Source organism: Ruegeria sp. K5, assembly GCF_056531805.1.
Genome location: NZ_JBQFML010000004.1, coordinates 286,475 through 297,511, shown reverse-complemented (window position 1 = coordinate 297,511; position 11,037 = coordinate 286,475). Strand labels below are relative to the sequence as shown.

At 55.5% G+C, this 11,037-nt stretch carries 9 protein-coding genes, 2 tRNA genes and 1 pseudogene; 6 read left to right on the top strand and 6 right to left on the bottom strand.

From position 1 onward, the window contains the following. Positions 1–241, top strand: a pseudogene (glyA, locus tag ACR0MO_RS14140) (serine hydroxymethyltransferase); the annotation flags it as partial. Positions 242–381: 140 nt separating this feature from the next. On the opposite strand, the gene ACR0MO_RS14135 reads toward glyA, so the two are convergent. Then, positions 382–756 carry a hypothetical protein gene (locus tag ACR0MO_RS14135; RefSeq protein WP_170454046.1) on the bottom strand — a complete coding sequence of 125 codons (375 nt, stop codon included), beginning with the start codon at positions 754–756 and terminating at the stop codon, positions 382–384. Positions 757–802: 46 nt separating this feature from the next. Here ACR0MO_RS14135 and ACR0MO_RS14130 point away from each other — a divergent pair, with 46 nt between their 5' ends. Then, a complete protein-coding gene (locus ACR0MO_RS14130) occupies positions 803–1,603 on the top strand; it encodes an alpha/beta fold hydrolase (RefSeq protein ID WP_480891894.1) in 801 nt (266 codons plus the stop codon). A 35-nt stretch (positions 1,604–1,638) separates the two neighbouring features. Here the strand turns inward: ACR0MO_RS14130 and ACR0MO_RS14125 are convergent, their stop codons facing one another. From ACR0MO_RS14125 to ACR0MO_RS14115, 3 genes are all read right to left on the bottom strand, one after another. Further along, positions 1,639–2,016 carry a rhodanese-like domain-containing protein gene (locus ACR0MO_RS14125; protein ID WP_170454048.1) on the bottom strand — a complete coding sequence of 126 codons (378 nt, stop codon included), beginning with the start codon at positions 2,014–2,016 and terminating at the stop codon, positions 1,639–1,641. Between the two features lie 133 nt (positions 2,017–2,149). Continuing rightward, positions 2,150–2,235 (bottom strand) — tRNA-Leu (locus ACR0MO_RS14120). Positions 2,236–2,374: 139 nt separating this feature from the next. Continuing rightward, positions 2,375–5,017 carry an AsmA family protein gene (locus ACR0MO_RS14115; RefSeq protein WP_170623638.1) on the bottom strand — a complete coding sequence of 881 codons (2,643 nt, stop codon included), beginning with the start codon at positions 5,015–5,017 and terminating at the stop codon, positions 2,375–2,377. A 354-nt stretch (positions 5,018–5,371) separates the two neighbouring features. Between ACR0MO_RS14115 and ACR0MO_RS14110 the strand changes: the two genes are divergently transcribed. The 4 genes from ACR0MO_RS14110 (at position 5,372) to ACR0MO_RS14095 (ending at position 9,019) form a co-directional block, all read left to right on the top strand. Beyond that, entirely contained in the window at positions 5,372–5,686 is a 315-nt protein-coding gene (locus ACR0MO_RS14110; protein ID WP_170454052.1) for a potassium channel family protein, read from the top strand. A gap of 186 nt (positions 5,687–5,872) precedes the next feature. Beyond that, positions 5,873–6,952 (top strand): AI-2E family transporter, encoded by a 1,080-nt coding sequence (locus tag ACR0MO_RS14105; RefSeq protein ID WP_480580448.1) that lies wholly within the window; start codon positions 5,873–5,875, stop codon positions 6,950–6,952. Continuing rightward, complete coding sequence (locus ACR0MO_RS14100; protein WP_480891874.1) at positions 6,949–8,013, top strand: HlyD family secretion protein; 1,065 nt, start codon at positions 6,949–6,951, stop codon at positions 8,011–8,013. The genes ACR0MO_RS14105 and ACR0MO_RS14100 overlap by 4 nt, the downstream gene beginning before the upstream one ends. Continuing rightward, positions 8,003–9,019, top strand: coding sequence for a DUF2955 domain-containing protein (locus ACR0MO_RS14095; RefSeq protein WP_480891871.1), 1,017 nt, complete (start codon positions 8,003–8,005; stop codon positions 9,017–9,019). The genes ACR0MO_RS14100 and ACR0MO_RS14095 overlap by 11 nt, the downstream gene beginning before the upstream one ends. Before the next feature lie 110 nt (positions 9,020–9,129). Here ACR0MO_RS14095 and ACR0MO_RS14090 read toward each other — a convergent pair whose 3' ends face one another. Together ACR0MO_RS14090 and ACR0MO_RS14085 are read right to left on the bottom strand one after the other, a co-directional pair. Then, a complete protein-coding gene (locus ACR0MO_RS14090) occupies positions 9,130–10,614 on the bottom strand; it encodes a BCCT family transporter (protein WP_480891868.1) in 1,485 nt (494 codons plus the stop codon). Positions 10,615–10,910: 296 nt separating this feature from the next. After that, positions 10,911–10,988: transfer RNA gene (locus ACR0MO_RS14085), tRNA-Thr, on the bottom strand. Positions 10,989–11,037 lie beyond the last annotated feature (49 nt).

The following is an 11,037-nucleotide window of genomic DNA, read 5'->3' as shown; positions in this document are numbered from 1 at the left end:
GAACGGCGTGCCGTTTGACCCCGAAAAGCCGACCATCACGTCGGGCATCCGTCTGGGCAGCCCTGCGGGCACCACGCGCGGCTTCGGCGAGGTCGAATTCCGCCAGATCGCCGACTGGATCATCGAGGTTGTCGACGGTCTGGCCGCCAATGGCGAAGACGGCAACGGCGCCGTCGAGGCCAAGGTCAAAGCCGAGGTCGCAGACCTTTGCGCCAAGTTCCCGATCTATCCGAATTTGTAATCGGATCGGCTTGGAAAAAGAAAACGGCGCCCAGAACGGGCGCCGTTTTTTTTCAGTAGACGTTCCCGCCCCTTTTGGCATGCATCAAACATGCGAAGAAAAGGCTAGGGCAAGCGCCGCGCAAAGGACAAAACCTGCGATCAGATCAAGCCGCGCCACAGAAGAAACACCAGAACCAACACGGTCAAAGCCAGCAAGTTGAAGGCCAGACCCCCCAACATGCCGAGGAACCAACCCCAGCGCCGATCCGCCAGATTGATCGCCGTCAGGTGCGACTGAACCTCGTCCGAGGCTTTCGTCAAGGCAGGCGTATCCAGAACGCGGCGCAGTTTGGGGTGCGCCGCCATCTGTTCGGCCCTGGCCAGAATCATCGCCTGTTTGAACACCCGGCGCGGCAAACGGTGTCGGGCGCGGCGGATCGAAGCCTCAAGCGTTTTGTCCCGCACACCCAGCTTGGCCCGCAGCAATGCGACGGTTTCCGTGATCCGGTCCTGAATGTCGGTGTCTTGCGCCATGGCCCCTCCTGACGCGCGACACTAGCCTTTGATGCTGTACGCGACAATGGGGCTGGCTGTTTTGGAGCAAGGGCGGTATCACGCGGCTATGCTGAACACGATCATTCACGGCGAACCCACTGCGCTGCCGCCCCTTATTATCGCTCATGGCTTGTATGGATCGGCCCGGAATTGGGGCGTGATTGCGCGAAGGCTGTCGGATGAACGGCAGGTGATCGCGGTGGATATGCGAAACCATGCGCACAGCTTTTGGGACCCCCGGCACGACTATCCTGCATTGGCCGAGGATATCGCGCAGGTGATCGAAAATGTCGGTGGCCCGGTCGATGTGCTGGGGCATTCCATGGGTGGCAAAGCGGCGATGACACTGGCCTTGCGGCACGGCGCACTGGTGCGCAAGCTTGTGGTCGCCGATATCGCCCCGGTCGCCTATGGGCACAGCCAGATTCAATTCATCGAAGCTATGCGGGCAGTCGATTTTTCAACGATCACCCGCCGGTCAGACGCAGAACAGCAGCTGGCGGATCAAGGCGTTGAAAAAGCACTGCAGAGCTTTTTCACCCAATCGCTGGATGTCGCTGGGAAACGGTGGCTGTTGAACTTGGATGTGCTGGCCGATCAGATGCCAAACATCATGAGCTTTCCAGAGCTGGATGGCGCATGGGATGGCCCGGCCCTGTTTTTGTCAGGTGGCGCGTCTGACTACGTCCTGCCGGAACACCGCGACAAAATCCGAGCGCTATTTCCCGGTGCGCGCTTTGCCAAAATTCCGAGTGCCGGACACTGGCTGCATGCCGAAAAACCGCGCGAGTTCGAAGCCGCCGTCCGGGCGTTTCTGAACGCCTGAACCAATCGCCGTGTGTTGATCGGGCAGGCCACGCTTCAGGTGTCTTCGACCTCGCCGCCGCCATTCACCCAGTCGGCGAAACCGCCCAGATTGAACACCTGTTCATAGCCCATATCTTTCAACAGCTTGCCCGCCAAAGCGGCGCGACCGCCGGAGGCGCAATAGATCACAACAGGCCGGTCTTTGCGCATGTTTGGGTCATGAGACTCCAGGCCTTCATCTGCCCGGAATTCGAGCATTCCACGGGGTATATGCACCGCCCCTTTTGCCCGGCCGGTTTTCTGCACCTCAGCAGTGCCGCGAATATCTAACAGTAACGCGCCGTGTTCGATCAGCTCGCGCGCCTTGACCGCATCAACCCGTGGGACGACAGCGTTGGCCGCCGCCATCATGTCTTTCACTGTAACCGGCATATGCACCTCGTGATTTCTTGCCTTCTGCAAAAGGCTAACATGCAAAAACTGGAAGGTGTAGCCTCAAGATCGCTTGGGCTGCGCCGAAAACAGAAGTTGGAACTTGTTGCCAAAGCTCTGATCGAAACAAGATTGGTACCCGCGGCCGGACTCGAACCGGCACGGCGTTTCCGCCTGGAGATTTTAAGTCTCCTGTGTCTACCATTCCACCACGCGGGCATGTCGTGATCAGGGGCGAACCCCGTCCGCCCTCATTACAGGCGCGAATAAATGAAAACAATGCGGTAAGCCAAGGCAATGTGGTAAAATCGCGAGATTTCGAACACGCCCGCGCCCAACTGATTTTTCCACGGCATCGCTACTGCAATTGCAGGATATCCGGAATGCAAAGCTTCCGCTGCGCCGGCATTTGATCCGCACCGTCGGAACGCTTGAGCCGCTTTGGCCCGTCCTTGACCTTGACGTTCGGCTTGGCCAGCGGGCCTTTCAACGTGACCGGCCAAGGGCTGCGCGAAAGCGGCTCGCCTATCTTGCGCGGTTGCAGGTTCAGGTCCAGGGCCTTGTCGGCCATATTGACACCGCCAAAGACGATGACCTGAACCTGATCCGTTTCCAACGTGGTTTGTTTGGTCGAAATGTTGCCGTTGGAAATGCTGAGGGGTGCGCGCAGACATACGATTGGCGCAACCTTCTGCTTTTCCTTTGAAAATACCCAGGGCAAAACGCCCAGCCCTGCCAGATCCAACAACTGCGTTTCGATTGACCCGTCGCGCATGGAAACCGTCGCACTGCCGCTCATCGTGCTGGCAAAGTGTTTGGCGGACTCGGTTCCTCCGGTCACCAAAAAATCTGCATAGATCGTGCCGCTAGCGCCTTTTTTGAAGTTCAGGGTGTGAAGGATGTCGTCCAACTGCCAACCGCCCGCCTTGCCGGTCAGGGTCAGCAGATGCGCCTCATCCGAAAGATCCATCTGCCCACTTACGTCGAACTGTGCCCCGCCATATTCAAATTCCAGCGGACCGGCGCGGAGTTCGTTTTCGTCGAGCGTCAGTTCGCTTTGCAAGCTGCTGACGCCTTTGGCCCCTTCGATATGCCGAAGGTCGATATCAACATCAATATCAATGCCCGACAGAAGAATGGAACGTCCGATGGGTTTCAGCGTCACATCCCTCAATGCGTCGGGTTCATCGGCTTCGGCGCTGGGGTCTTCGACATCCTGCGATGCGCTGCCAAGCTTTCTCAACTGCGCGGCGGCCTGAACGATATCACGCAGTTGATCGATCTTTATCAAGTCACTTTCAATCGTGCCCCGCAGCACAGGATCGCTTGTCGCGTCATCAAGATCGGCCTTCACAAGCAATACGGACTCGGCAAGTTGGACGCTGGCGTTTGCGTTCCAATCAGTGCCTTCACTCACCAAATCGATCCCAAAGCGCGCGCGCCCGGTTTCAACGGGGTCCAGCGACAATGCAGCCATCAGGTCTGCACCGGACGGAACGTCAACATCGATTGCCAGATCCAGATTTTCGAACTTGAGGACATTCTTGACAGTGCCGTGCACCTCAAGGGACCAGACATCTGTTTCGCTCGTCTTGCCATCAAGGTTGGTCAGTGAAAGTTGATTAATGTCCCCGTTCAAATGAAAGTCGCCCGAAAACCGGCCAAGCTGATCGTCTGGCCCCATGAGTTCGGGCGAGATCAAGCTGCTGGCGGGAATATCCATCAGACCTTCGGCCGATACGCCTTGCAATTGCAGCGCGTCATCAACTGATCCATTCAAAATGACAAACGGATCAGCCGGGTTCCCGATCCGCAGATTGATGTTTCCGACCCGCAAAGCACCGTCCGACGTTCTGGAAAGTTCCGAAAATTTGACCGGCGGCGGCCCTTCACCCGCGGTGTCCAACGTGAACCCATTGGTTTTAATGACCATTTGCCGCTGTGGCACCTGCCCCGGCACGCTGTCCATAACCATATCAACCGCAATAAGCTTGAGGTCATAGCGAGATGCCGCAGGGGCCGGTTCCGCATTTTCGGGATAAAGCCGGATGCGAGTTGTCAGCGACACATCTGCGGGGTTCCCCAACTCTCCGATTTGGCCCGTCAGCGAAAGGCTTTGCCCGCCATCCAATTCAGCCAATACGCTCAGATCATCAATCCGGGCTATGCCATCAGCCGATTTGAAGGTTGCCGCCACATTGCCCGACCCTTCCAGCACGCGGTTAAGTTTCAGCACGTCCAGAAGCTGTCCAAGTTCTGCAATCTCTACGGTCGTCTTGACCTGCAACCCGTTCTCTTGGGGGATCTGTTCACCCGAAATCGATATCTGCTCGAAGTCCATCGCCATCTGAAACGGGTCATGCGCTGGGAATGTCCCATTCAGGTCAAACGGCTCGCCATTTAGCGAACCGGTCCCAATGGCAGACGCGGTGTTCGTTCCCTCATCACGCGCCAGCACCAGATCCTTAAGCTGAAGATCCAGATCAAGTCCGTTCAGGCCGTTCTGGTACAGAATGGTGACGTCGGTCAGGTCAACTCGACCATCTGCCAGAATTCCGCCGACAGAGGGTTTCTGAGAGTTCGCAGGCTTTTCGGTTTCCACCGTAGAAAGCGACTGCCAGTTCGTATTTCCGTCTTTGTCGGTGATCAGGTTCAGGTGAATACCCGATATGGCAAGGTTGCTGAGCGACAGCTTGCTGTTCCAAAGATCGCGGGCGGAGATTTCGAACTCAATCGTGTCGATAGCCGCCAAATTCACGTCAGTCCCGGACGAACCGGGAAGCACCAGCCCCGCCGCCGAGACCTGCAGTTGCCGACCAAGGCCCAAACGCACCTCGTCCTCGATCAAGACGTCCTGACCAAGTTTTTTGGAGATCAGGTTTTCAACGAAACCGGTCCTAAGCGAAGAAAACAGCGCCGAGGACAGGAACAGCCAAGCCGCCAAAACAGCAACAAACGCGATCGCGCAGCAAATCAAAACGCCTTTGAAAATCAAACGCACGTTCTACTCCTTTGGTTTCGATGCACTGTGTGGCCGGGCCAATTCCACGTGCGACACTTGAATACGCGGCTCTGCTGATGTTCTGAGAACTGGGCGCACCTGAGGGATAAGTTGCCAATTTCCAGTGACTTAATCAAACAGGAATCAACTTCGGTTCGCGTGAACAGTTGCGCTGTCGTGATGCCGGGCGGCCCAGTACCAAAAAAACGGGAACACCCGCCCTTTTGGGATTTTTTGAAAACGAACAGTCATTTTATGCGCGATCTTTCTGACGGTTCTGACGGCCAACTCGTCCCGGTTTTTCATATCATCAAATTAATGATATATACGATTTCCAATATATATGAGGGACCAATGAACTCACTGAAAAGAATTACACGGGGCATAGGCGTCGCGTTTCGGGACGGCCGGGTCAAAAGCCTGCTTGCTTTCACGCTTGGAATGATCCTCTGGGCATCCGTTTTTTACCACTATGTTGAAGGCTGGAGCTGGCTGGATTCCATCTACTTTTCTGTCGTGACAATCTCGACCGTAGGGTTTGGTGATTTTTCCCCTCAGACTGCGGCAGGGAAGATCTTTACGATGGCCTACATCATCGTAGGTCTGGGCATCTTTGTGGCTGCGGCGACGACAATCGCAAACACAATCCTGTCTCAGGACGACGAATAGTCACCCAAAAAAACACGAAAGGATACAAGCGCAGCAAGGTCGCCTGAAGGTTGGACTTTATTGATTAGGCTGATCGCCGTCCAAGGCGGCGCAAGGGCCCAAACTACGACCAAAGCACGGAATTCACAAAAGATATTCATATTGAGTTTTTTGAGTGTATTGTTGACAAATGAACGGAGGGATGGAATGGAAAAGACACAGGACGCCAAGATCGTCGATCTCGCAATACGTTTGCTCTTTCTCGGGTTATTCCTTTACAGCGCATTGGTAATGATCGCCCCGCTGGCAAGTGTGGTGATCTGGGCCACGATCCTTTGTGTGGCGCTTTACCCGGTATTCGATTGGCTACAGTCCAAGCTGGGCGGGCGAAAGTCGCTTGCCGCAACGATCCTGGTTTTGCTTGGCCTTGTGCTGACCTTGGGGCCGATTGCCACTGCGGTGTCGGGGGCTGCTGAACTTGGGTCCGAGTTTGCCGAACAGGCTGACAGCGGTGAATTGGAAATTCCACCTGCCCCGGACAGCATCAAGGACTTGCCGCTGATCGGAGAAAGAATTGCCGAAGTCTGGGGGTTGTTTGAACGAAATCTGGATGGTGCGCTTGCAAAATACGGGGCGCAGATTCTTGAGATCACAAAATCGCTGTTTGGAAAGGTTCTGGGCATCGGAATCGGGTTGTTGGGTCTTGCCCTTTCGGTGTTGATCATGGGGGGCTTGTTCAGCCCCGGCCCGACTTTGGTGCAAGGTCTTCAGCGCTTTGCCAACCGGGTGTTCGCACCGCGAGGCGGCGAATTCGTGACGCTGGCGGGGGCGACGATCCGGAATGTGACCAAAGGTGTCATCGGTGTTGCAGCCATTCAGGCCGTGGTTGTCTGGATTTTGCTGGCACTGTTCGGGATTTCTTCTGCTGCGACACTGGCATTCATTTGCCTGATCCTCTCGATCATCCAGATCGGGCCGGGATTGGTTCTGTTACCGGTCATCATCTACGCGTGGAGTTCGATGTCAGGTGGTGCGGCCCTGGCATTCACCATTCTGGCCATTCCCACGACGGTAATGGACAGCTTCCTGCGGCCCGTCTTCATCTCAAAAGGTCTCGAAACGCCAATGCTGGTGATCCTGATCGGTGTTCTCGGCGGCATGATGGCCTATGGATTGATCGGCATCTTCATGGGACCGGTTCTGTTTGCCGTTTTCTACGAACTGTTCAAGGTTTGGATCGATGCCTCGCCGGAAGGCAATGACGCCGCGGACGGAGCGGCGCAATGAGGAAGACAATATGGACGACGCTGGCCGTCATTATGGTTCTTCTCGTCTGGTATCTGGTTGCTGATCGAAAAACGCCATTTACGGGAAACGCCAGGGTCAAGGCCGTTGCAACCCAGATCGTCCCGCAAGTCACCGGAACGGTGATCGAGGTTTTGGTCGAAAATGGTCAGGTCGTCTCGGCCGGAGATGTACTGGTTCGGATCGACCCCAGACCATACGAAATTGACCGCGACAAAGCCGAAGCGGACCTGGAAGCCGCAACACAAGAGGTTGGCGCTTCGTCGGCAGAGGTCAGCGCCGCTCAGGCCAAACTGGCACGGGCGCAAAGTGATCTGGACACCATGCGCATCCAGACAGAACGCGTTTTTGCGCTTGAAAAGAAAGGGCTGATTGCCGTTTCGAAAGCAGATGATGCGCGGGGGCAACTGGCCGAATCCGAGGCGAATTTTGAAAACGCCAAAGCTGATCTGGAGAAAGCCAAGCAGAGGCTCGGCGACGAGGGCATTGAAAACCCGAAGATTCAGCGCGCGTTGGCCGCGTTGGCGGATGCAGAGCTTAACCTTGAATGGACGGAACTGCGCGCCCCGGCGACAGGCGTGATCTCAAATCTGCTGATCGCACCCGGAACTTATGCCCGATCCGGGCAGGACCTGCTGACTTTCCTGGATGCGACGGATGTCTGGATCGAGGCGTATTTTACCGAAAACAACCTGGGTCGGGCGTCGGTTGGATCGCCTGTAGATGTGGTGCTGGACATGCATCCCGGCAAAATTGTTCCCGGCGTCATCGAAAGCTTTAGCGCAGCCGTTTCCCTAAGCGGCGGCGACACACCCGGTCAACTGGCCAGCCCCCCAAGCACCAAGGGGTTTCTTCGCGAACCCGAGCGCTTCCCGGTCCGTATCGTGCTGCCGGGTTACGAGGCCGGAAGCACCGAGGATGACCTGCGCTTTCAGCTCAACGGGCAAGCCGACGTGATCATGTACCTTAGCGACAGTTCTCTGCTGAACGCGGTGGGCCGCGCCTACATTCGCGCGGTTTCGATCCTGTCCTATGCGTACTGAGGATCGGCGCGCAGTACACAGACTTGCGCTGGGTGTAACTGGCGTCTTCGCGCTGGGGCTGTTTCTGGGGTGGCCTCTGGCCGTTGTCGGGGCCGTGTTCACGGCCCTGTTTCTTCAGGCCCCAGCCGCTTTGCCACTGGCGGCCTTCGCGAAGCTGTTTGTCTTCTCGATTGGGTTGATGTTCATTTCCTTCCTTTTGCCATCGACCTTCGCGCCCTATCCGGTGGTTTTCCTCATTCTGGTGGCCATCGGGATTATCCTGTCGTTCATTTGGTCGGTATCCGGCGCAGGTGTTCTGCCCGGAGTCATCGCCCTGATGGGGGCATTGATGATCCCCAACCTTGCGCTGCAATCCCAGGATCTGGCTTTGGTGCTAGTGTTCTGGATACCACTGAACCTGCTGTTTGCAGGGTTCGTTTCGACATTGATGTTTGTATTGATACCAGCCGCACCCCAGACAGCGGCCGAGAAAAAAGCAGCACCCCCAACTGACTTTGACCCGCACCGCCGGATTGTCAGAATGTCGCTTGTCACGGTTCCATTTGCCTTGGTGTTCTTTGTGTCCGGCGCATCGGCGTTGCTGGTTCTGTTCTTTGTGGCACTTCTCAGCCAGCAGCTGGCGGCAATGCCTGCCGCGGGCAAAACCGTGGCCAAGGCAATGCTGACGGCAAACCTGCTGGGTGCGGCAGTGTCGATCCTTTGCTACGAAATCAACGTCATCGCCCCGATTATTCTGACGCCAATTCTGCTGTGCTTTTTCTTCTGCATAACGCTTGGAGCACTCGGAAAATCTCAGGCTACGCTCGCCGCCGCGGCAGGCTCGGCGTTGACAACGGTGCTGATCGTCTATGGTGGATCAATCTCTCCGTTTTCGGATGAGGCCGACGTCAAAAGCATCACCCGCGTTTTGCAAGTTGCCAGTGCTGCGATTTTTGTGATCGTTGCCTATGTCGTGGTGGATGAGTTCTGGCCGGAAAAGAAACGACAGATGTCGACAAGCACCTGACGGGGTGTTGCCTGCCGTCCTTAATCAAACGCGATAAAGCGCCAGCCAGATCAGAAAGCCGATATACACAAAAACGGTAACGTTCAGAACCGTATCGACAATTGGGCCGGTCATTTCGAAACCTCCTTTGACAGAGACTTGAGAAGGCAAATCACCAGAATCGGTACGATAAAAACAAATGCGATGGCTGAAAGCGCGATGATCGACCGGACCAGAGAAACGTCGTTCACAAAGATCATGGCCAAACCAAGGGCCCCAAGCACCGCGCCCCAGATTGTGCGAATGCCGGGCGACGGGTTTTCGTCCCCGCCTGTTCCAATCATTGCAAGCGTAAAGCCCGCGCTGACAACGCTGGTCACAACAAACAGGAACGCCGCTGCAATTGTCGCCAACTGCGTCACATATTGCAGGGGAAACTGTTGAAGCAACGCAAAGGTCGTCGCATCAAGGCTTTGGTCGTTGACCTCCAACAACTGTCCGTTTCCTTGCAGCACGTCGAAAATGCCGATCCCGCCGAAAACACCGAACCAAAAGATTGAAAACAGCGTTGGCGCAATAATGACGCCGGTCAAAAACTCTCGGATCGTTCGCCCGCGTGAAATTCTGGCAATGAAGATGCCCACAAACGGGGACCATGCCAGCCACCAGATCATGTAATTCAGTGTCCAGTCCTGGAACCAGGTCGATATGGTTTGGTCAAAAAACTCGGTTGTCGAAAACCCGGCGGGAAGGACGTTGAAAACATACCGCCCAAACCCTGAAACGATCGTGTTCATTGCAAAAGACGTGGGCCCGACAACCAACAGAAAGACCAACAGGATGATCGCGATACTCATCGCCAGATTTGACAGTTTGGACATCCCCTCGCCCAGATCCCGTCTGAGCGGGATGAGGAAGGCAACGCACATGACGACAAATATGAGCGCTGTCAGGTAAAACGAGTTGGGTATTCCAAGGACCCCAGCCAAACCTGTCTGGATTTGAAACACGCCCATGGCCAAAGAACCCGCCAAGCCGACTGCAATGGCGACAACCGACAAAAAATCGAACACCCAAGCCAATGCACGGGTCCAGGCCCTGTCTCCGTACACATCCAACACTGGCGCGCTCAGCAACAAAGAGCGTTCTCGTCGAAAGGCGAAATAGGCAATGATCAACCCGACGACCCCGTATATCGCCCAGGCGTGAAAACCCCAGTTCAGATAGGTGACAAAGATAGCCTGACTTGCCGATTGCGGATCCGGGCTGAACGCGCGAATGACCGAGAAATGCGTCAGCGGCTCGGATGCGCCAAAAAACAGCAACCCCACCCCCATACCCGCCGCAAAGAGCATCGCAATCCACGCGGGCGTGGAAAACTCGGGCTCGGAACCTTCAGGGCCAATTCTGATCGAGCCGAACCTGGAGAATGCAAGGTAGATCGCCAGCAACAAAAGCGCGCTGGCTTCAAGCATGATAAACCAACCTCGGCTTTCGAACTGCACCGCCACGATGCTAGCCGAGACGGACCCCAAGCCTTGAGGATCAATAATCCCCCATATGGCAATCGCGCTGCTCACCAGCAGCGCGGAAACAAGTAGAGCGTTGATTTTCATCGCTTAACACACTGAATAACTGCGTCTGTGGTAGCACCGTACTAACAATTCATCTGTGCTCAAAGCTGCAAAACTTGGACGGCGTTGCGAGGCGACCGACCTTTATCAAGCAGGTTAGTGGCACAGATTTCCAAAAACACGTGCGGCAGACCTGACTGCGGTGTTAATCGTACGGATGAAGCGGCTTGTTGTTCACACTATAATCACTTTTGAATATCAAAACTGTCTGCAATTTACCCCGATTTTTAGGGATGGCAGCCCATTGAAATCAGGTAAATTGTTCTGAGGCGTGATAGTGGTGCCCCCACACGGACTCGAACCGCGGACCTACTGATTACAAATCAGAAGCATTGAAAACTCACCACTAAGTCTATCGTCGTCCGCAATCGTCCACTGCCTTCCAAAAATTCTTATGTTTCACAA